This window comes from Ochrobactrum sp. Marseille-Q0166 (genome assembly GCF_014397025.1).
In the GTDB taxonomy this organism is placed as follows: Bacteria; Pseudomonadota; Alphaproteobacteria; order Rhizobiales; family Rhizobiaceae; genus Brucella.
This window is the reverse complement of record NZ_JACJUO010000003.1, coordinates 287,864-308,872: the sequence shown is the minus strand read 5'-3', so window position 1 is coordinate 308,872 and position 21,009 is coordinate 287,864. Positions and strand designations below refer to the sequence as shown.

Below are 21,009 nucleotides of genomic sequence, written 5' to 3'. Positions count from 1 at the left end.
AAAGTACGGTCGCCGTGAGCGCTGTGCTTTCCCAATTTTCTTACACGTCCCCGCTCCAGCGGCGGGGACTGGATGACAGGTATCGCATTTCGGAAAGCCGGAAACATCGAATGAAAATGAGAGAAGCGCTAGCGCGGTTTCGATATAACAGAATCCCGGATCATCTCGCCGGAGAAATTCTGGTTAAAAACTGGGCTGACAATCTGGTTCCGTTTGTCTTTCTGATCGCTGTCATCGGTATTTTTGGCGCGCTCGTTCCGGGCTTTTTTACCGCAGGCAGTCTTCTTGATACATCCCGGCAGCTTGGAGAGTTTCTAATTGTCGTGATCGGGCTTACGGTGGTTATCATCGGAGGCGGGATTGATCTGTCGGTAGGGTCTATTTTTGCTCTTGCAGCTTTTACCACACTCTGCGTCATTTATATTGGAGAAGGGCCTGTCTGGCTGGCCTTTATTGCTGCGGTCAGCGTAGGGGCCTTGTTTGGCGCGTTCAACGGCTTTCTCATTGGCTATCTGCGTCTGCGCGCATTTCTCACAACACTTGTTACGCTCATTATCGGTCGTTCAATTTACGATATTCTGATCATTCATTACGGCAGACAGATACAAAGTTCTGCGGTCTATTCTGATAGCTTTGACTGGATGGGTATGGGCACCTTATGGGGAGTGCCTGTGAGTGCGTTGATCGCTCTGATTTTTACAGTACTCGCTCATCTGATTATCACACGATCACGCATTGGCTGGCACATCAGCGCCGTTGGTGGCGCTCGTCGTTCTGCATTTAATATTGGCATTCCGGTGCGGCGAACGGTTTTCCTGACTTATGTGGTGTGCGGAGGTGCATGTGGCATCGCCGGCTATCTTTTCGCGGCTCGGTTGTCCGGGGTCGGGCCAGGAACCGGTCTTGGACTGGAACTGCTGGCATTGACAGCAGCCGTTGTCGGTGGGAACAGCCTTGGTGGCGGTCGTGGTTCCATTGCCAAGGGCTTTATGGGTGCCGTTGCCGTTCTGCTCATCAATAACGGATTGATCCGCATGGGCGCGGGAACGGGGACCAATCAGATGATCCTCGGATTGTTGTTGGCGCTTGCAATCGTGTTTGATGTTCGCTGGCTTAAGAACCGCCACAAGGTCGTATCTGAAGTTTACGTGGCACCCGTGCATCACCGGATGCAGACGGCTTTGTCAGCGGTTCCCGGATCGGGAACGCCATACGCGCTCAACAATTCACTGGCCAGTGCTGAAGCCATCGGTATTGGTGAAGTCGAAGGTCCGGAAGATGTGGTTCTGGACCGCGAGGATAATCTTTATGCGGGCACCCGGCATGGCGAAATCGTCCGCTATTTTGCACCGGATTATAAACGCTCAGAGATATTTGCCCATATTGGCGGATTTCCGCTGGGGCTGGCTATCGACCGTGACGGATCGATCAAATCTTGCGTGGGTGCGATGGGTTTGTATTCTGTTGCACAGGATGGCACGGTCAGTGAATTATCAACGGAGACACGGCGATCCTTTTTTTCCGTCATCGACGATGCGCGACTGCGTGATCCGAATGATTGTGACATAGACCGCCACGGTCGGGTCTGGTTTACCGATTCCACTACCCGTTATGATGCACATGACTGGGTTCTGGATTCCATTGAGAGCCGACCCACCGGGCGTTTGTTGGTCTATGATCCAAAAACTGGCAAAACGCGGACAGTTCTTAAAAATCTCCGCTATTCCAACGGCGTTTGCATATCCCATGATGGACAGTCGCTGCTCTTGGCAGAGTCGTGGGCGTGCTCAGTTCACCGTTACTGGATTGAGGGACCAAAGGCGGGCACGCTTGAAACAGTTATCAGGGACATGCCCGGCTATCCGGATAATATCAATCGTGCCTCCGATGGCACCTACTGGATGGCATGGCTGGGCATGCGCACACCAAGCTTCGATCTTGCGTTGCGTAATCCCGGTATGCGCAAACGCATGACCCGGCGTCTTCCGCAGGATGAGTGGCTGTTTCCCAATATTAACACGGGCGGCGTCGTGAAATTTGATGAATCCGGCACCATCGTTGCAACCTTGGGCGATCTTGGTGGCGCAAGTCACCCTATGGTGACGTCCATGCGCGAGCACAAAGGCTTTCTCTATATTGGCGGTATCCTCAATAACCGGATTGGCCGTATCCGAATTGACGGAGCTGATCCTGAATGGACGGGCTGGAATTCCTATTGGGGAGAGGCAAAATGAGTTTCATTGACCGCCTTCTTGATCCATTCCGTGGCAAGGCCATTACGATCCCACCCTATGATGGTGCCTACAAACCAAATACTGCGCTGGATGATGCCCCGGTCCTTCATGCGCATGAAGTGCCAGATAATCTCGTTCTTTGGTCGGGCAAGCCTGTCTTTTCGTCCGGTGCTTCAGTGTTCAAAATCACTGGCGCGACAACGGAGAAGATTGCCGACTACGATGCCGATATTTCCGCGCTGGCGGCGCTTTCCGATGACGCTCTGATTGTCGCGCTCGATAACGGAAAACTGCTTGTGCACGGTGGCACACATGACGGTAAGTCCTTCGACCGTCTTGGTTCCAACGTCCTTCGTTGTCCAACGGCTGTATCAGTAATCGACGCAACGACCATCGTTGTGACAGTGGGTTCTGCCACATATGCGCCGTCTGACTGGGTTGTCGCACTCATGAACAAACAGGCGACCGGGTCTGTTTGGTCGCTTGATATTGCTTCCGGAAAAGCAACTCTTCTGGCTGAGAGGCTTGCATGGCCATCGGGTGTTCAGGTTGACCGTGATGGCTCGATTTACTTTAGTGAGGCTTTTGCACACCGCATTATTCGCATAGATGCCACAAAGGGTATAATGCCGGTTCTGACCAGAATTCCGGGTTATCCGGGCAGACTGTCCCCTGCGCGCAATGGTGGTTTCTGGCTATCTGTCTTTGCACCCAGAAATCGCCTGATCGAGTTTGTATTGCAGGAAAAGACTTTTCGTCACGATATGCTTGCAACAATTGAGCGCGAATACTGGATTGCGCCCGCACTGTCTTCTGGCTCCGACTTTCTTGCGCCATTGCAATGCGGATCGGTGCGCACGATGGGGGTGCACAAACCCTGGGCGCCATCGCGTTCATACGGTCTGGCGGTCCGACTCGACAGTCAGTGCCTGCCCGAGGAAAGTTTCCATAGTCGCTCTGACGGAAACCGTCACGGATTAACGTCGATACTGGATACCGGCTCGTCGGTGCTTGCAACCGTGAAGGGAGCTGATCTGATTATCGAACTTGGTAAAGGTGATGGACAATGACAGTTCTGCTGGAAACCAAAGCGATTACGAAGTCATATCACGGGAATGTCGCCGTGAATGCGGTTGATTTCGACCTTCACCCGGGTGAGGTGCATGCACTGCTGGGTGAAAATGGAGCCGGAAAGTCTACGCTGAGCAAACTGCTTGCCGGTGTTGTGGAGCCGAGTTCAGGCAAGCTTGTTCTGAATGGAAAGGAAATACAGTTTTCAGGCCCGGCTGATGCCTTGCAACATGGTATCGCTATGGTGTTTCAGGAAACGAGCCTTGTGCCCTCGATGACTGTTGCCCAAAATCTCTATCTCGGTGACGAGAAAGCATTCAACCGTTTGCGCGGTATCACCATTGCTGCACAGCAATTCTTACAATCGCTCAATTTTACTGTTGATCCCACGGCCAATGTTTCTACGCTTGGTGCTGCAAAGCGTCAGATGGTGGAGATTGCGCGCGCAGTGCGGCTGAATGCCAGGATCATCATTTTTGATGAACCAACGGCGACCTTGACACCTGAAGAGCGAAAACACTTCTTCGCACTTGTCCGGCGATTGAAAAAACGCGGCGTAACCATCGTTTTCATCAGTCATGCTCTCGAAGAAGCTCTGCTTATATCAGACCGCATCACTATCATGCGTGACGGTGAAAAGGTGATGACAGAAAAAACGGCTCATCTGGATCAGGCGAAGATCGTTGAGGCGATGATCGGCCGTGCTTCTGTCGAGGGTTCCCAGCCCCGCAGAGCTATTCGTTCTGCTGGTCCACGCATCCTTTCTGTCGAAGATGTGTCTATGGGAGCGATGGTGCGCAATACATCGTTCTCAGTTTTCGAGGGGCAGGCGACCGGTATTTTTGGGCTTGTTGGTTCTGGCAGAACAGAGACGGCCAAGATCATCGCCGGAGTTTTCAAACGCAATTTTCTGCGTGGCGGAACTATTGAATATCGCGGACAGCCCGTGCGCTACACAACGCCGCGCGAGGCCGTGCGGGACGGGATTGTTTATGTCACCGAAGACCGTAAAATTGACGGTTTCTTTGAGACCATGTCCATCGCTGAAAACCTTTATGCCGGACTTCTCGCTGCTGGTTTGGAGCGGCTGCCTGTTGTCAGCTATAAGGAAATGAGGGCGCTTGCCGACGCATGGCGAAGTAAGCTCGCCATCAGAAGTATTGATTCAAAGGCACAGGTTATTGAACTTTCAGGCGGCAATCAGCAAAAGGTTGTCATCAGCAAGGCGCTTGTGCAGAAGCCCAAACTCATTATCTTCGATGAGCCGACGCGAGGCGTTGATGTGGGCGCGATTGCGGAAATTCACAGTCTGATTGAAGGTCTCGCAGATCAGGGACTGGCTGTTATCGTAATCTCATCTTATTTGCCGGAAATTCTGGCCCTGTCAGATCGTATTCTGGTTTGTCGTCAGGGACGCATTGTCGAAGAATTCTCACCCCTTACAGTCACTGAGAAAGACATTATGTATGCTGCGGTGCACTGATTAAGTGTATCGAGCAGAGAAGAGTGGGTTCCATCCGATCAATCTGGGTTGCCCATCGGTGGCGGTGTAAACATAGTTAGAATTTACCCATTACATAATGCGGCTGTTTTGCAGTGGAGCGAATAAAGATAGTCTTGAGGGCTGTGAGATTGTGGGGAGAGCATATACAGGAAATTATAAGAAGAATATTTTTATCATGTAGAAAATTTTAGTTAATTGATGCGTGCGTCAAGTCCCTTTCCTGTGAAAAACTCTAACTAGTTTTTCATGGATGAGAGGGTCTCTAATTGCGATCAACTATACTAAGCCTTTTGTCGGCTACACTGATTATTGCTTCCTCCACGCAGTTTAGTAACGCCGACACGTTGCGCTGGACCAGAGCTGCCGATGCCTTAACGCTGGATCCTCATGCACAGAATGACGGCGTCACACATGCGATCCTCAACCATATTTACGAAAGCCTTCTATGGCGTGATGCCGAAGGCAAGCTGGTGCCGCGCCTGGCGACTGAATGGAGCTTGAAAGAGGGTGACCCGACCACTTGGGTCTTTAAACTGCGTAAGGATGTCAAATTCCACGACGGTGCGGATTTCTCTGCTGAAGATGTTGTTTTTACACTTGATCGGGCGCGATCAGATAAATCCAATCTTCGTCAGCTTCATGCAGACGTGGAAAAAGTTACGGCTGTTGACGACAATACGGTCGAGGTAAAGCTGCGTGCTCCCAATGCAATCTATCCCAATAATCTGACTGGAACCTACATTCTTGATAAGGATTGGGCGGAAAAGCATGACGTTAAAGACGTTCAGGATATTGCAGCCGGTAAGGACAATTATGCGGTAAAAAACACCAACGGTACGGGTCCATATACGCTCAAGTCCCGTGAGGTGGGGGTTCGAACCGTGCTTGATGCCAACCCAGCCCATTGGGCGGAAAAGAAGCCTGAAATAACGGAAATTGTCTATACGCCAATTGCCGACAATGCGACACGCGTTGCAGCGCTTCTTTCCGGTGAGGTGGATTTTCTGCATGAAGTACCCGTGCAGGATATTGATCGGCTACGAAATACACCTGGGATCAACGTCTCGGTTGGCCCCGAAAACCGCTCCATTTTCCTTGGCTACCGGGTTGATGATGCACCGCTTGCCTCTTCTGACGTCAAGGATAAAAATCCACTCAGCGATGTTCGGGTGCGCGAGGCCTTTGATCTTGCAATAGACCGCGATGCCATCAAGACAGTTGTCCTTCGCGGCAACTCAGTGCCAACCGGTATCATCGTTCCGCCATTTGTTCATGGCTGGACGCAGGAACTCGACAGCTATTCAAAGCCTGATGTCGAAAAAGCAAAAGCGCTTTTGACTGAAGCAGGTTATCCGCAGGGCTTTACCATTACTCTCGACACCCCGAACAATCGATATGTCAATGATGAAGCCATAGCACAGGCAGTTGTAGGGTTTCTTGGCCGCATAGGTGTAAAGGTAAATTTGGCGTCACGACCCTATGCACAACACTCGCCTTTAATTGTTGATCAAAAGACAGATTTCTATCTTTTTGGTTGGGGAGTACCGACCTTCGACAGTGCCTATAACTTCAACGATTTGGTGCACACACGACAGGGACGTTATGGTGCCTATAATGCGACCGGCTATTCCAATGCAGACGTTGACCAGAAAATTGAGTCATTGGGGGCTGAAATAGACCCAGCCAAGCGTGATGCAACCATTGATGAGCTATGGAAACTCGTGAAAGCGGAGCACCTTTATCTGCCGCTTCACAATCAGGTTGGAGCGTGGGCGGTGCGCGATAAGTTTAATCTCGAACATCAGCCTGATAATTCGCCCAAGATCGGACAAGCAACGATCAACAAGTAAGCAATTAATCACTGCTTTCGCCCTCGTATACGCGGGCGAAAGAGCAAAATCATGAATAACAGCCACAAGGTGGCAGTACAGTTCAGGCTGAATATATGACCAGTTTTATCATCAGGCGCATTTTTCAATCTGCGGGTGTCATGCTCACGGTAGCACTAATCGCTTTTGCTGTTATTCGATTTGTCGGCGACCCACTGGAATCAATAGCCAGTCAGGAGACACGGCTAGAGGAACGGCTGGAACTGAAAGAACGTCTGGGACTGGATAAACCTGTCTATCTGCAATTTTTGTCTTTCATACAGCGTGGTCTGGCGGGCGACTTTGGCCTGTCATACAAACAGCAGGAACCAGTCACCCGAATGATCATAGAGAAACTGCCCGCTACAATTGAGCTGGCAATAACCTCTTCAATCATAGCTCTTATCGGGGGCGGCATTCTGGGTGTCTACGCCGCATTACGCCCTAAATCGCGCTTGACTGCATTCATAATGACATCGTCACTCATTGGAGTTTCGTTGCCAACATTCCTGATCGGAGTGGGGCTGATCTATCTATTTTCCGTCGAGTTGGGCTGGCTGCCCTCCTTTGGAAGAGGGCAGGTTATCGAGCTTGGTAACTGGTGGACCACCGGTTTTTTGACAACATCAGGTTTGCGCTCTTTGATATTGCCGGCAATCACTTTGTCCCTGTTTCAAACTACCCTGCTCATGCGTTTGATCCGGTCGGAAATGCTTGATGTTTTGCGGCAGGATTATATCCGTTTTGCAAAAGCGCGTGGTCTTTCCAGCCGGAGTATCTATTTCGGACATGCGCTGAAAAATACCCTCGTTCCGGTGATAACAGTGGTCGGACTACAACTTGGTTCAGTCATCGCTTTTGCTATTGTGACGGAGACGGTGTTTCAGTGGCCGGGCGTGGGTTCGCTCTTTATCAACTCCGTACAGGCCGTCGATGTGCCCGTTATGGCTGCATATCTGGTTTTCATATCTCTGCTTTTTGTCAGCATCAATCTCGTGGTTGATCTTCTTTATTTTTCTGTTGATCCGCGTCTTCGTTTCGACCGTATCAAGACGGGAGCGTAATATGACAGATACGCCTTTTTCTGTAGAAATGGCCCATCATCGCCGTTCGGCCGGGGTTAAATCGTACTCCAAACGGTTACCACTGGTTGCTACAATTGCCGCATTTTTTGCTGCAATACTGGTATTGGGCGCAGTATTTGCCCCTTTGATAGCACCATATTCACCCTTTGATCCGGCAACGCTGAATCTTATGGACGGTTTGAGTGCGCCTTTGCAGCCCAGTGCGTTTACAGGCAACACATTTCTGATGGGGACGGATCATCAGGGCCGCGATATATTTTCCTCTATTCTTTATGGAAGCCGTGTTTCTTTGCTGGTGGCTGTGTCTGCAACCTTTGTATCATTGTTAATCGGTGTCAGCGCCGGACTTATCAGCGGATATGCAGGTGGGCTGCTCGATACGATCATCATGCGCATAGCCGACACTCAATTGACATTCCCTACAATACTGATTGCACTTCTAATTTTTGGCCTTGCGCAAGGGTTGGTTCCTTCCGCGCATCAGGAGGCAGCTGCTGTGTGGCTCCTGATTTTCGCAATTGGTCTTTCGAATTGGCCACAATTTGCGCGTATAGTTCGAGGTGCAGTCCTGGTTGAGCGGCGTAAGGACTATGTCGCAGCTGCAAGGCTGATTGGTGTTCGCCCTCTTCGTTTGTTGCTTACGCATATTTTGCCCAACTTGCTCGGCCCAACGCTCGTCGTGGCAACATTGGGGCTGGCTCTGGCGATACTGGAAGAAGCAACACTGTCTTATCTTGGGGTAGGGGTTCCGCCCACACGCCCATCATTGGGTACACTCATTCGCAATGGACAGCAGTTTTTGTTTTCAGGCGAATGGTGGATCTTCTTCTTTCCTGCGGTCACGTTGGTTCTGCTTGCTTTGTCCATAAATTTGCTTGGTGACCGGCTACGCGATTTTCTCAATCCGAAAAAGCTGGGGCAACGCTAATGCATGATGCGTCGAGCAAAGAGGGAACTCCCATATTAACCGTACGCAATCTGAAAGTGGACTTCCCTGCGGATGGCTATGTATTCCATGCCGTTAATAATGTGTCTTTCGATATCCATGCCGGTGAAGTGCTTGGAATGATTGGAGAGTCAGGCGCAGGAAAATCAATGACCGGTTCGGCGATAACACGTCTGCTTGACGCTCCCGGATATGTTGCCGGTGGTGAAATTCATCTCAAGGGACAGCGTATTGATAATTTGCCGGATAAAGAATTAGCAGCTTTACGTGGTAAAAAAATAGGAACTGTCTTTCAGGATCCCCTTTCAAGTCTCAACCCACTTTACACGATTGGCCGGCAATTAATCGAGACGATACGCCGTCATCTTCCCCTTTCCCAGTCGGCTGCGCGTAAACGGGCAATTGAGCTTCTGACAGAGGTTGGAATCCTGGAGGCTGAGCGACGACTTGATGCTTATCCGCATGAGTTTTCTGGTGGTATGCGCCAGCGCGTTGTTATTGCTCTGGCAATTGCCGCCAACCCGGAACTGCTTATTGCTGATGAGCCGACCTCGGCTCTCGATGTTTCGGTTCAGGCTCAGATTGTTGCGCTTCTTAAAAAACTTTGCGTTGAACGTGGCTTGGCTGTTTTGCTTATTACGCATGACATGGGCGTCATTGCGGAGATTGCCGATCGTGTTTTGGTGCTTCATCACGGTCGAGCTGTGGAGGCCGGATCCGTCCGTGATGTGATCCAGACACCGCGTGAAGAATATACCCGCGGATTGATCGCAGCCACGCCCTCTATTCACCAGAAAAACCTCCGCAAACCTCCACAATCATCAACCAAGGAGATGTTGCGCGTTGAAAACCTTGCGCACGATTTTCGTGTTGGAAGTCGCGGCTTTTTCTTCTGGAAGCGCGAGGAAAGGCAGAATAATCTTCGTGCTGTGAACAATGTCTCATTTCATATTCGAGAAGGTGAAACCTATGCACTTGTGGGTGAATCCGGCTCCGGTAAATCGACAATTGCGCGGGTTGTTGCCGGTCTCTTACCAATTGGAGAGGGGTTGATCAAAGTTGATGGTAAAGAACGTTCTGATGGAGCTTCTCTCGATCATAACGGTGCGGTGCAGATGATATTTCAGGATCCATATGCCAGCCTCAACCCTCACTGGCGTGTCGGCGATATTATTGCAGAGCCTGTCCGACGCTTGAAGCTTGAACGTGACCCTTCCGCTGTTAAGGCCCTCGTGAGCGATTTATTGGATAAGGTAAGGTTACCTCAGGACTCTTTGCGGCGCTATCCGCATGAGTTTTCTGGCGGACAAAGGCAACGCATTGCAATCGCACGAGCACTTGCCAGCCGCCCCCGTTTTATTATTTGCGATGAACCCACATCTGCACTTGATGTTTCGGTGCAGGCTCAGGTTCTCGACTTAATGACGACGTTACAGGCGGAATTTAATCTTACTTACCTGCTGATAAGCCATAACCTTGCAGTTGTGAGACAGATGGCTGATCGTGTTGGGATATTGCGTCATGGTGTTCTTGTAGAGCAGGGGGAGGTTGAAGATATTTTTGAAAACCCAACACATGCCTACACGAAAATGCTTATCAACGCAGTCCCTGATGTCAATGAAGCGTTGGTGCGGAGAGACTTGAGTTAGCGTGATTTAGAGCTGGGTGCCTCCCGTCGCGAACAGATTTGCAACCATGAAGTCGACAAATACACGGACTTTAGGAGATAAATATCGGTTCGTCGGCCATAGAGCTCGGAAGATACCTGTTTCCGCAAGATATTCATCGAGTATCGGAACAAGTTTGCCTTCTGCAATCTGCTGTTTAACTGCGAAACTAGGCAAACACGTGATGCCAAAGCCGTTTTCTGCGAGGTGGATAAGCGGCTCCAAAGTACTGGCAACGGTCGTTATCGGCAATATCATGCGGGTCTCTGTTTGATCTGCAATGAGAGGCCAAGGTTCCAGTTTTCCCGAATTAGCATAGCGGTGATGCATACACCTATGCTGCAGTAGATCCTTTGGTAAACGTGGCGTACCTTGTTGTTTCAGATAGTCGGGTGATGCGACAACCCGATGTTTGAACGTTCCCAGTTTGCGGTTCATCAGCCGCGTATCCCGAACTTCGCCCGTGCGCACAACGGCATCAAACCCTTCCTCTATCACATCAACCAGCCGATCGGTGAAATCGAGGTCAAGATCGATTGCAGGATAGGCCTTCATAAATGCAGAAATGGTTGGCATGAGTAGCATTCCGGTCAGCGGAAAGCTTACACGTAACAGACCGCATGGTGTGCTGTGCGACCGGGAGAGTTGTGCTTCTGCGGCATCAAGTTCCGATAATATTCTTTTACAAGTATCGAGAAAGAAACTCCCTTCTTCCGTCAGCGTCATGCTGCGGGTCGAGCGATGAAATAGAGAAACTCCGACATCATGCTCAAGGCGCGCCACTGCTTTGCCTATTGCCGAACTGGTAAGCCCCATGCGTTGGGAGGCCGCGACAAAGCTACCGCTTTCAGCTGTTTGAACGAATATCTTCAAGGTTGCGAGCTTATCCATAGAACTCTCTATTACGGAAATAAATTCCTGTCTTATGAGAATAGAAGATTATTTATCACTTATTTGGAAGGCGATATCCAGTGTGTCGCAAGATGAATGACTCATCTTTTCAAGGAAGTTTACAATGGATATGAAGCCTTCTGCCGGATTTACGTCGTCGCCAGTTCCAACCACATTCATCGTCAATGTTATTCATGCTTTTCCAGGCAAGCAGGATGAAGCATTTCAAATCATTCAGGATGTAGTTCATTATGTGGCGGAGAGAAAACTTGGTTTCCTGTGGAGCAATCTCGCCAAAAGTACGGATGGGCTCACAGTTGTTAATATTGAAGCTATTCAGGGCGCAGACAATGTGGATGAGTTCTTCTCCGATCCTGTCTTCGTCGAAAAGTTTCGTAAGTTAGATACCGTCTCAAAAAGTGAATTCCATACCTATCAAGTGCACGATTTGGTTTTACCGAAACTTGGGCTTCGCGGCTAATTACAATGCCCAGCTTAATTTTAGAAAATCAAGATCGCGTTGAAGGTAATGATGAAACCAGATTGCCGATGGCTGCTTTGCTCACCCTCGCTATGGCAGGCTTCATAACAATCCTGACGGAAGCCTTGCCTGCTGGTCTTCTTCCTTTAATGAGTAGGGAACTTAGTGCCAGTCCCTCTGCGATTGGCCAGCTCATTACAGTATATGCTGTCGGCTCACTTATAGCAGCTATTCCGTTGACCACGCTCACGCAGCATTTTCCGCGAAAACCGGTACTGCTTTGCGCTATTTCAGGCTTTGCCATAGCCAATAGCATGACGGCGATCACAGGAAGTTATAGCATTATGCTGCTAGCCCGCCTATTTGCGGGAATTTGTGCTGGGCTTCTTTGGGCGATGCTGGCAGGATATGCAGCACGAATGGTTTCAGAACAATTGCGAGGTCGTGCAATTGCTGTTGCTATGGTTGGTACTCCACTCGCTTTATCATTAGGCATCCCCGCGGGCACTATGATCGGTTCCTTCATTGGGTGGAGAACGACGTTTTTATTGATGATGGTTCTTACTATAGCATTGATTTTTTTGGTATTTATAAAGGTACCGAACTATCCTGGAACGACTACTAGGGATAAGACGTCTATATTTGGAACATTGTCAATTGATGGTATCAAGTCAGTGTTGCTTGTAACTCTATTATTCGTTCTCGCTCATAATATTCTTTACACCTATATTGGTCCGCTTGTCGGGCCTTCGGGACTGGCTTCTAAGCTTGAAATTATTTTGCTCTTATTTGGAATAATGGCAGTTGTTGGAATCTGCATTGTTGGCTATTTCATCGGCCGATGGCTGCGTGAGCTCGTCTTAGCAAGCATTTTACTTTTCAGTATTGCAGCACTTATGCTTAGCATATGGGGTAATGTGCAGAGTCTAGTATGGTCGGCGACAGTAATGTGGGGGCTGGCTTTCGGCGGAGCTGCCACTCTGTTCCAAACAGCCGCAGCAAACACAGCATATGAATCGTCGGATGTGGCGCAATCTATGATAGTTACCGCCTGGAACCTTGCGATTGCGGGGGGCGGACTTGTGGGTGGGGTATTGCTCCAACATACAGATGTCACATGGCTCTCATGGTCGGTGTTGACGTTGCTATTGTTGACCTACGCTATAGCTTTTCTCGCCAAAGAGCATGGATTCCCGCCTAATCAAGCATGATCGCACGAAATGCTCCGTTAGGCACCGTTACTTTAACGTGCGTGCCGACCTAACTTGCTCTTTTATGCACATGTCGCGCCGATTTAAAGCGCTGCATAACCCGCTCGCGTCGTCGGATCGGCTGATGTGAAGTCTCTGACCGGTTGTTCAGACCTTTATGCTGGTGATGATCGCAAACGTTAAGGCCTATCGCTCGTTTGCGCATGAAGCGCTTGGAGTATGGCATTTCTGGACTAAAACCTCTAACGTGAAGCCATCCTGATCAACTGCTTGCCAAAGAAAATAGCGTTTACCTTTGATAATAATAATCCTTTCATCCAAATGTCATTTGTCATCCGATGAAGGCGTTTTGTTCGAGTTCAGCCTTTAAACAATTAGAATCAGGCCGCTTCTTTCAAAATAACACGGATAGGTATTGGTTCAGTGCGCAGATAGCCAGCAATCATCCGGGTAATGTGCTCGACAATATCAGCCTCGTCCGAGAAAGAATGGCCGCAGTTATTGAGGACAATGGCATGGGGCTCTGTCGCAAAAGGTTCATTTTTTCTGAGCTATTTTACGCTGCGAGGCATCATTGAGTGAGGAGAGCGGGGATGGCGATTGATTTCCAAGGAGCTCATTTCCCCAAAAGTGTGATGCTTTCTGCCGTTTTCTTTTACGTCCGATATTCGGTTTCCTATCGTGACCTTGAGGAGATCATGGCTGAGCGGGGTGTCGACATGGACCATGCAACACTGAACCGCTGGGTGGTTCGTTACGCCCCCCAGATCGCGGCTGAAGCACAAAGACGTAAACGGCCAACGCTTGGCTCCTGGCGTGTTGACGAGACCTATATAAAGCTCAAAGGGAAATGGACCTATCTGTATCGGGCTGTTGATCGTGACGGTCAAACGCTCGATTTCATGCTCTCTGAACGGCGAAATCTCGGCGCTGCAAGGCGTTTTTGGAGAAAACCATTTCAAGCAATGGCGTTCCAAACAAAATAATCATTGATAAAAGTGGAGCCAATCCAGCGGGAGCGCAGGCTGTTAACAACATTCTGAAGATCACCGGTTCAAGCAAAATGATTGAAATTCTTCAGGTCAAATATCTCAATAATATTCTTGAACAAGATCATCTGTTCATCAAGCGGGTCACCAAACCGATGATGGGCTCCAACGCGTTTCACAGCGCATCAGCAACAATCGTGGGCATTGAAGTCGCACATATGATCCGCAAGAAGCAATTTGCAAATGACAATCGCTCGCCATTCGAGCTCTTTGCGGAGCTCGCAGCATAATTGCGTCCGGAGATACGCCCGCCTTTAATCTGATCAAAATTTTGCGACACAGCCTCCTTCCATTTTGTGGAAAATATCGCACCATCAAACGCTGGGATCAAACAACTAGCCTGAACGATTCATGCATTACGCGGCCATTAAACATCCTCCGCACCCGAGCGGCTGATATGGCGTTTTAGTAACGCTGCAGCAAACTCGAAATCCTTGTTTTCAATGGCTTCGAGTATGCCTAAATGATCTTTGCAAGCCTTGCGAATACGCTCTTCACCCAGACGATCAAAGTCGGAATATTCCGTCATGCGGCGTAGATGGTTCTGCCAGCGGACTGATTGTGTAAAAAAGCGATTATTCGCCCATGAAACAATAGTTTCGTGAAAGTTTGCATTGGCGTTGAACCAAAGATCACGTGTGAGGCTTTGGATGGGTAGAACCGCTATTTCATTCTGTTCGCGTTGCAGGGCTGTCAACTGGCTGAGATCAGGCGCGTAGTCGGGTTGCGAAAGTGCACCGCATTCGATCACCAAACGGAAGGCGTAGCTTTCATTGACCGCACGCTCATTATCGAGCGACTCGGCAAAGCGCCAACCATGGCCCGGAAGACGCTCTGCGAGACCTTCGGTGGCAAAGCGCATCAAAGCCCGGCGGACTGCGCCACGCGTTGCACCCAGCTGATCGGCCAGTTCAGCTTCCGATACTTCGTCGCCAACAGCGCCAGAGGCGCGCGCGCTCATCAGACGCCGGTAAAGCTCTTCCGCCTCCGATGGCGGCAGCAGATTGTCATTGAGTTCGTCCGGCTCTGGGATGCGATGCAACTGATATCCGCGATTGGGCGTCTGGCTGACAATACCTTGCTGTACAAGAAGATTGAGCACCTGACGCACGGGCGACCGCGATACGCGAAGTTCTTTTGCAATGGCGGCATCCGACAGCCGGTCGCCGATATTCCAGCGAGCAGCGGATATGAGCGAGACCATTTTATGTGCGACTTCCGCCTGAAGACTGCTCAGACCGGATTCGCCTTCCGTTGATCTCTTAACGTCCATATTCACGCGCAGCGCCCCCTGAATGTGCGTTCTCTCATGAACCTATGCTCAAAGAATACGGGATATTTCGCAATAGGCCATTTCTTTCTCGTATAGCCTATCCCATTGGAATGACAGGCGGTCCTCTGCAGATAGTGTATAAATCAAATTGTTCCATATTCTAATAAAAAACTGTTGACTCCGCAATGATTGAATGTGAATTGTATTAAGAAGATACAAAATACAAAATATGGATTGAGTATGTCAGTAACCCCATTTCCATTCATTACAGTTTCGGGCGTACCGGAAGAGCGCGGGCGCCAATATGGGGTGCTGGCAGCAGAACGCATTCGGCGCAGCGCAGGTCTTTATTCCGGCACGCTCGATGCATTTGGTCTTTCGCCAGAACGCAGGCAAAGCCTCATCGAAGAATTTGCAGGCCGGATTGAAGAATTCGACGCGTCCTATGTCGAGGAAATGCGCGGCATCGCCAAAGGTGCGGATGTGCCATTTGAGCAGATCGTCATGATCAATGCGCGCACGGAAGTTGTTGCGATGGCGCGTGCGGAAACGGGTTCGCCTGATCCCGAAGAGCAGGATGATGGCTGCACCGGCGCTCTCATCATGCCTGCAAAAAGCGCTTCTGGTAATCTGGTTCATGGCCAGAACTGGGACTGGCGTTCTGAATGTGTTGAAACCGGCATTGTGCTGCGTGTCCGCAACAATAACGGTCCGGATTTTGTGACATTTGTCGAGGCTGGTGGTCTGGCGCGCAGCGGCTTCAATGAGGCTGGCATCTCGATTACTGCAAATTATCTTGAATGCGAACGCGACTATAAGAAGCTGGGCGTTCCTCTGGGTCTGGTGCGCCGCAAGGTGCTGGAGCAAGAGCATTTTGCAAAAGCAATCAAGGCTGTGGCTTCGACACCAAAATCCTGCTCAAACAATATCATGATTGCGACGAGCGCCGGTTTCGGCATCGATTTTGAATGCGCGCCGGATGAATCTTTTCCGATCCTGCCGGAAAATGATCTGATCGTTCATGCCAACCATTGGGTCAGCCCGATTGCGCTGACGAAGCTGCGCGACACCGGCATCCCGTTTGTGCCTGAAAGCTTCTACCGTGATTGGCGCGTTCGACAGTCTCTTGAATCGCATGGTGGAAAAATTGGCCGCAAAGAGCTGAAGGAGGCGCTGTTTGACGACTTCCTGACACCTTATGCAGTCTGCCGCCCGCCGCGTCCCGGCAATCACGACAATATCACGGCTACAGTTGCCATGGTGGTGATGGAAGCAGCGCTTGGCATCATGGAAATTGCGCCGTTGCCGGCCTTGAACCGTCAGTTTGCGACCTACTGTCTGCAGGATTATACGCCGCTACCGTCCGATGCTGCGCCACGCGCGAAATCCCTCTTTATCGAAGGCTAAAGAAATGCTGCGCTTTGCGCTCTCCAGAATAGGCATGGCCATACCAACATTGCTGATCGTGGCAGTGGCTGTGTTTGTGATCGTTCGGTTGATACCGGGCGATCCAGCAGCCCTGATGCTGGGTGATTCTGCGGATGCTGCGACGCTGGCTGCGCTGCGCGAACAGCTCGGCCTCAATCACAGTATTTTCACCCAGTTTCTGATCTGGGGTGGCAATGTTTTACATGGCGATCTTGGTGTTTCGATTGCCAACCAGCAGCCGGTGCTTCCGTTGGTTCTGGAGCGCTTTTCAGTGAGTGCGCGTATTGTCTTGTCAGCAGTGGTGCTTTCTACGCTTGTCGCTGTTCCGCTTGGAATGATCGCAGCCTGGAAGCAGAACAGCCTGACCGATCTGACGCTTGTGACCTGTGCCACTTTGCTGCTTTCGGTTCCGGCATTCTGGATGGGCTTGCTGTTGCTGCTGGCATTTGGCCTCAAGCTCGGTTGGTTGCCGATTGTCGGCTATGTCAGCTTCGGCGAGAACCCATGGAAAGCGTTTCTCTATCTGGTTCTGCCGATCACCACACTGTTTCTGCATGAAATTGGCGTCATTCTGCGTATGGCGCGCGCTTCGACGCTTGAAGTGCTAAACCTCGATTACATCACCCATGCCCGCGCCAAGGGGTTGTCGGAAGCAACCGTGATGTGGCGCCATGCCTTCCGTAACGCATTTGGCCCGACCTGGACCCTGTTGGGGCTGATCCTTGGTAATCTGCTTGGTGGTATTGCAGTTGTGGAAACAGTTTTCACGATTCCCGGACTTGGCAGGCTTCTCGTTGATGCCATCTTTGCCCGCGATTATCCCGTCATTCAGGGCTGCTTGCTGTTCACAGCCTGCGTTTATGTGCTGGTCAATCTGATCGTGGACCTTCTCTATCCGTTCTTCGACCCGAAGGTGACGGCGAAATGAAAAACATCTCTCTCAACGCACTGATCGGCGGAACTCTGACCGCAACGCTTCTCACAATAGCAGTGGTGGGTTCCTTCTGGACGCCCTATAACCCGCTCACGTTGGACTTCACCGCGCGCCTTGCGCCGCCAAGTGCCGCGCATTGGCTGGGTACGGATGAATTTGGTCGCGACCAGCTGAGCCGTCTTATGAAAGGCGCATCGGCCAGTGTTTCAATCAGCGTGTTTACCGTCTTTCTCGCCACCCTCGGTGGAGTGCTTATCGGGGCGATCAGCGGCTTTTTGCGTGGCTGGTTCGACCGGTTGTTGATGATGGTCAACGATGCGCTGCTGGCATTCCCTGGTATATTGATGGCGCTTGGTCTTCTGGCCGTTTTTGGTGCCAACAAGAATGGCATCATCTTGGCACTCGCTCTCGCCTATATGTCTTCGGTCATTCGCGTGGTTCGTGGCACGGTTTTGAGCTTGCGTGAACGGGAGTTCGTTGAGGCTTCCCGCGTCATGGGGAACTCGGAAATCTATACGATGGTGCGCCATATTCTGCCGAACTGTCTGGCACCGGTTCTTGTCATGGCAACGTCCATGTGCGGTTGGGCAATTCTCGCAGAAAGTTCGCTCAGCTTTCTGGGTTTGGGTGTGCCGCCGCCAGCGCCGACATGGGGCAATATGCTGGCCGGTAGCCGCAATTTCATTGAGCAGGCCGTTTGGCTCGGTATTTTCCCCGGCCTTGCAATTTCGCTGTCGCTGCTTGGTATCAATCTTCTTGGTGACGCGTTGCGCGACCGCCTCGACCCACGCATGAGGAAGCGCTCATGACTTCCGCACCCCTGCTTGAAATCGACGATGTCAGCCTGCGCGTTGGCGACAGTGCGCTGGAGATCGTCAAGCGCGCGTCCTTCTCCATAAAAGCTGGCGAAATTCTCGGCATCGTTGGTGAATCCGGCTCCGGCAAAACCATGCTCGCGCGGGCCATTATGGGACTGGTTCCGGCGTCCATTAAAACAAGTCATGGTGCGATCCGCTTCAAGGGGCAGAACGTGTCAACGATGTCGCCGACCGCTTTGCGCGGGCTGCGTGGCGATGGCATTGCTATGATCTTTCAGGAGCCGATGACCTCGCTCACCCCGTCACTAACCATCGGGCGGCAGCTTGAAGAAGGGCTTGAACTGCACTTTCCAGCCGAGAAGGCGCAACATGCCGACTGGATCAGAGCCATGTTGTTGCGTGTTGGTATTGCCGATCCTGACCGGGCGATTGAGGCGTTCCCACATGAGTTTTCTGGCGGAATGCGCCAGCGCATCATGATCGCCTGCGCGATGCTGATGAAGCCCGACCTGCTGATCGCGGACGAGCCGACCACTGCGCTCGATGCGGTCATCCAGCGCGAGGTTATGGAGTTGCTGGTCGATCTCACGCGCGAACGCGGCACGACCGTTTTGCTGATCAGCCACGATCTTCCAATGATTGCGCGCTATTCTAATCGTGTTGTTGTAATGCGCCATGGAGAAGTGGTTGAAACAGGCGATACCGCTGATGTTCTGGCAAAGCCTCGCCATGAATACACCCGCAAACTGCTTTCGACATTGCCGGTTCGTGGGCCTGCCCGCGTGGTTCCAAAGGCTGATCCGCTGATCAGCGTGCGCGATCTTGTGGTTGATTTTGAAGGTCGGGGCGGCTGGTTCAAGAAAGCGGGCGGCAAACGAGCTCTGCATGGAGTTACAATTGATGTTCTGCCCAACGAGGTTGTTGCCGTGGTTGGCGGCTCCGGTTCGGGCAAGACGACAGCCGCGCGTGTGATGGCCGGACTAATCAAGCCGAGCGAAGGCAAATTGCTGTTCAGGGGCCAGCCCGTTGAGAGACGTTCATCCCATTATCAGGATTATCGTTATCACACGCAAATGGTGTTTCAGGACCCTTATTCATCACTCGACCCGCGTATGAAAGTGGGCGAGTTGGTCGGCGAGGCGCTGCGTTTCTCAAGAGAGCTTTCGTCCAGCCAGAAAGTGGATCGTGTTCGCGAAACACTGGAGGATGTTGGCCTCGGTGGAGATTATGCCAATCGTTATGCGCATGAAATGTCGGGTGGTCAGCGTCAGCGTGTGGCGATTGCGCGTGCGCTTGTGCGCCGTCCCGCTTTTGTTATTGCCGATGAGGCAGTCTCGGCGCTTGACGTGACGGTGCGGGCGCAGGTTCTCGATCTCTTTGCCAAGTTGCAGCAGAGCTACGGCTTCGGTTGCCTGTTTATCACTCATGATCTGGGCGTGGTTGAACAAATTGCCGATCGTGTGGTCGTGATGAATGACGGTCGTATTATCGAGCAGGGAACGCGCGACGAGATTTTCGACGCCCCGCAAAACGATTATACCCGCCGTCTTTTGTCAGCCATTCCGATGCTCGAACTGACGGACGAAGGTGGCGTCAAACTCAAATGGCGCGGCGATAATGCAAATACGAGATCCGGAGAGGAGGGCGGTTATGTCCACCACTGAGGAAAAGCCTGCCACCAAGCGGCAGGGCCATGGCAAGAAACTCAGCTTCTACGATTTTGGGGCGACCACGTTTTTTGCAAGTCAGTTCGACCAGCGTTTCAGCTACTGCCTTTATGTCCCCGAAGACTATGATGAAGACGGCACAGAAACGCACGAACTGATCGTCATCATTCACGGAACAGGGCGGACGGCGGCACAATACCGCGATCACTTTGCAAGTTTTGCGCAAAAGAACCGCTGCATTGTACTGGCACCGCTGTTTCCCGCGGGCATCGTCGTGCAAGGCGATCTTGCCAACTACAAGCGCATTGAGTTTCACGGCATTCGCTTTGACCATATTCTGTTGTCGATGATCGACGAAGTGGCAGCCAAATATCGCCTCAAAAGCAATCGCGCCATCATGTACGGTTTTTCTGGCGGCGGGCAGTTCTGCCAGCGCTTTTTCATGCTGCATCCCCAGAGGCTCAAGGCCGTCTCTATCGGAGCGCCCGGCGTCGTGACCCTGCTCAATTCTGATTATGACTGGTGGGTAGGTGTTCGCGATGTCGAAGTGCGTTTTGGCTGCCGCATCGATCTTGAAGCGATGAGAAGCGTGACCGTTCATACCGTGATCGGTGCGGAAGATACCGCGACCTGGGAAATCGCCATCCCGCGTGACAGCGCCTTCTGGATGCACGGCGCCGATCTTCAGGGCGATTGCCGGATCGATCGTATTGAAGCACTGGCCAGGTCGTTTGAAGGTCACGGTATTGCGGTTCGTAAGGACAGGGTTCCGGGTGTGGCTCACGAGCCTTTCAAAGTGCTGGAGCCGGTCGAAGCATTTTTCGCGGATGTGTTGAGGTCACAAAGCTGACCCAACCATAAAATCAAAAACAAAAGGGGAAA

Annotated in this window: 16 protein-coding genes and 2 pseudogenes; 15 read left to right on the top strand and 3 right to left on the bottom strand. The window is 51.3% G+C overall.

Features of this window, described 5'->3' with window-relative positions:
• The first annotated feature begins 110 nt into the window (after positions 1-110).
• From H5024_RS19900 to H5024_RS19870, 7 genes are all read left to right on the top strand, one after another.
• Positions 111-2,234: an SMP-30/gluconolactonase/LRE family protein gene (locus H5024_RS19900; RefSeq protein WP_187548933.1), complete on the top strand. Its 2,124-nt coding sequence runs from the start codon at positions 111-113 to the stop codon at positions 2,232-2,234.
• The gene (locus H5024_RS19895) at positions 2,231-3,304 is read left to right on the top strand and encodes a hypothetical protein (protein WP_187548932.1); all 1,074 of its coding nucleotides are present in this window, start codon (positions 2,231-2,233) and stop codon (positions 3,302-3,304) included. The genes H5024_RS19900 and H5024_RS19895 overlap by 4 nt, the downstream gene beginning before the upstream one ends.
• Positions 3,301-4,788, top strand: coding sequence for a sugar ABC transporter ATP-binding protein (locus H5024_RS19890; protein WP_187548931.1), 1,488 nt, complete (start codon positions 3,301-3,303; stop codon positions 4,786-4,788). Before H5024_RS19895 ends, H5024_RS19890 begins: the two co-directional genes overlap by 4 nt.
• A gap of 287 nt (positions 4,789-5,075) precedes the next feature.
• The gene (locus tag H5024_RS19885) at positions 5,076-6,659 is read left to right on the top strand and encodes an ABC transporter substrate-binding protein (RefSeq protein WP_187548930.1); all 1,584 of its coding nucleotides are present in this window, start codon (positions 5,076-5,078) and stop codon (positions 6,657-6,659) included.
• A gap of 95 nt (positions 6,660-6,754) precedes the next feature.
• The gene (locus H5024_RS19880; RefSeq protein ID WP_187548929.1) at positions 6,755-7,741 is read left to right on the top strand and encodes an ABC transporter permease; all 987 of its coding nucleotides are present in this window, start codon (positions 6,755-6,757) and stop codon (positions 7,739-7,741) included.
• A 1-nt stretch (position 7,742) separates the two neighbouring features.
• Positions 7,743-8,690 carry an ABC transporter permease gene (locus H5024_RS19875; protein ID WP_187548928.1) on the top strand — a complete coding sequence of 316 codons (948 nt, stop codon included), beginning with the start codon at positions 7,743-7,745 and terminating at the stop codon, positions 8,688-8,690.
• Entirely contained in the window at positions 8,690-10,357 is a 1,668-nt protein-coding gene (locus H5024_RS19870; protein ID WP_187548927.1) for an ABC transporter ATP-binding protein, read from the top strand. Before H5024_RS19875 ends, H5024_RS19870 begins: the two co-directional genes overlap by 1 nt.
• Positions 10,358-10,363: 6 nt before the next feature.
• Here the strand turns inward: H5024_RS19870 and H5024_RS19865 are convergent, their stop codons facing one another.
• The gene (locus H5024_RS19865; RefSeq protein ID WP_187548926.1) at positions 10,364-11,266 is read right to left on the bottom strand and encodes a LysR family transcriptional regulator; all 903 of its coding nucleotides are present in this window, start codon (positions 11,264-11,266) and stop codon (positions 10,364-10,366) included.
• A 124-nt stretch (positions 11,267-11,390) separates the two neighbouring features.
• Here H5024_RS19865 and H5024_RS19860 point away from each other — a divergent pair, with 124 nt between their 5' ends.
• Together H5024_RS19860 and H5024_RS19855 are read left to right on the top strand one after the other, a co-directional pair.
• Positions 11,391-11,747 (top strand): antibiotic biosynthesis monooxygenase, encoded by a 357-nt coding sequence (locus H5024_RS19860; protein WP_187548925.1) that lies wholly within the window; start codon positions 11,391-11,393, stop codon positions 11,745-11,747.
• Between the two features lie 5 nt (positions 11,748-11,752).
• Positions 11,753-12,958 carry an MFS transporter gene (locus tag H5024_RS19855; protein WP_247875404.1) on the top strand — a complete coding sequence of 402 codons (1,206 nt, stop codon included), beginning with the start codon at positions 11,753-11,755 and terminating at the stop codon, positions 12,956-12,958.
• Between the two features lie 61 nt (positions 12,959-13,019).
• Here the strand turns inward: H5024_RS19855 and H5024_RS21415 are convergent.
• Positions 13,020-13,291: pseudogene (locus H5024_RS21415) on the bottom strand (DDE-type integrase/transposase/recombinase); the annotation flags it as partial.
• A gap of 260 nt (positions 13,292-13,551) precedes the next feature.
• Between H5024_RS21415 and H5024_RS19850 the strand changes: the two are divergent.
• Positions 13,552-14,237: pseudogene (locus H5024_RS19850) on the top strand (IS6 family transposase).
• A gap of 137 nt (positions 14,238-14,374) precedes the next feature.
• Here the strand turns inward: H5024_RS19850 and H5024_RS19845 are convergent.
• A complete protein-coding gene (locus H5024_RS19845; protein ID WP_187548924.1) occupies positions 14,375-15,280 on the bottom strand; it encodes a GntR family transcriptional regulator in 906 nt (301 codons plus the stop codon).
• Positions 15,281-15,520: 240 nt separating this feature from the next.
• Between H5024_RS19845 and H5024_RS19840 the strand changes: the two genes are divergently transcribed.
• Genes H5024_RS19840 through H5024_RS19820 form a run of 5 tightly spaced genes read left to right on the top strand, consistent with a single transcriptional unit; the run spans position 15,521 to position 20,977 of the window.
• Complete coding sequence (locus tag H5024_RS19840) at positions 15,521-16,687, top strand: C45 family peptidase (RefSeq protein WP_187548923.1); 1,167 nt, start codon at positions 15,521-15,523, stop codon at positions 16,685-16,687.
• A gap of 4 nt (positions 16,688-16,691) precedes the next feature.
• Entirely contained in the window at positions 16,692-17,636 is a 945-nt protein-coding gene (locus tag H5024_RS19835; protein ID WP_187548922.1) for an ABC transporter permease, read from the top strand.
• A complete protein-coding gene (locus H5024_RS19830) occupies positions 17,633-18,451 on the top strand; it encodes an ABC transporter permease (RefSeq protein WP_187548921.1) in 819 nt (272 codons plus the stop codon). Before H5024_RS19835 ends, H5024_RS19830 begins: the two co-directional genes overlap by 4 nt.
• Positions 18,448-20,124 carry an ABC transporter ATP-binding protein gene (locus H5024_RS19825; RefSeq protein ID WP_187548920.1) on the top strand — a complete coding sequence of 559 codons (1,677 nt, stop codon included), beginning with the start codon at positions 18,448-18,450 and terminating at the stop codon, positions 20,122-20,124. Before H5024_RS19830 ends, H5024_RS19825 begins: the two co-directional genes overlap by 4 nt.
• Positions 20,111-20,977, top strand: coding sequence for an alpha/beta hydrolase (locus tag H5024_RS19820; protein WP_187548919.1), 867 nt, complete (start codon positions 20,111-20,113; stop codon positions 20,975-20,977). The genes H5024_RS19825 and H5024_RS19820 overlap by 14 nt, the downstream gene beginning before the upstream one ends.
• Positions 20,978-21,009 lie beyond the last annotated feature (32 nt).

Excerpts from the sequence above, each read along its gene's own strand:
- H5024_RS19825 (WP_187548920.1), top strand. The coding sequence starts at position 18,448 with ATGACTTCCGCACCCCTGCTTGAAATCGACGATGTCAGCCTGCGCGTT.
- H5024_RS19835 (WP_187548922.1), top strand. The coding sequence starts at position 16,692 with ATGCTGCGCTTTGCGCTCTCCAGAATAGGCATGGCCATACCAACATTG.
- H5024_RS19870 (WP_187548927.1), top strand. The coding sequence starts at position 8,690 with ATGCATGATGCGTCGAGCAAAGAGGGAACTCCCATATTAACCGTACGC.
- H5024_RS19900 (WP_187548933.1), top strand. The coding sequence starts at position 111 with ATGAAAATGAGAGAAGCGCTAGCGCGGTTTCGATATAACAGAATCCCG.
- H5024_RS19830 (WP_187548921.1), top strand. The coding sequence starts at position 17,633 with ATGAAAAACATCTCTCTCAACGCACTGATCGGCGGAACTCTGACCGCA.
- H5024_RS19890 (WP_187548931.1), top strand. The coding sequence starts at position 3,301 with ATGACAGTTCTGCTGGAAACCAAAGCGATTACGAAGTCATATCACGGG.
- H5024_RS19820 (WP_187548919.1), top strand. The coding sequence starts at position 20,111 with ATGTCCACCACTGAGGAAAAGCCTGCCACCAAGCGGCAGGGCCATGGC.
- H5024_RS19840 (WP_187548923.1), top strand. The coding sequence starts at position 15,521 with ATGTCAGTAACCCCATTTCCATTCATTACAGTTTCGGGCGTACCGGAA.
- H5024_RS19845 (WP_187548924.1), bottom strand. The coding sequence starts at position 15,280 with ATGGACGTTAAGAGATCAACGGAAGGCGAATCCGGTCTGAGCAGTCTT.
- H5024_RS19895 (WP_187548932.1), top strand. The coding sequence starts at position 2,231 with ATGAGTTTCATTGACCGCCTTCTTGATCCATTCCGTGGCAAGGCCATT.
- H5024_RS19880 (WP_187548929.1), top strand. The coding sequence starts at position 6,755 with ATGACCAGTTTTATCATCAGGCGCATTTTTCAATCTGCGGGTGTCATG.
- H5024_RS19875 (WP_187548928.1), top strand. The coding sequence starts at position 7,743 with ATGACAGATACGCCTTTTTCTGTAGAAATGGCCCATCATCGCCGTTCG.
- H5024_RS19855 (WP_247875404.1), top strand. The coding sequence starts at position 11,753 with ATGCCCAGCTTAATTTTAGAAAATCAAGATCGCGTTGAAGGTAATGAT.
- H5024_RS19860 (WP_187548925.1), top strand. The coding sequence starts at position 11,391 with ATGGATATGAAGCCTTCTGCCGGATTTACGTCGTCGCCAGTTCCAACC.
- H5024_RS19865 (WP_187548926.1), bottom strand. The coding sequence starts at position 11,266 with ATGGATAAGCTCGCAACCTTGAAGATATTCGTTCAAACAGCTGAAAGC.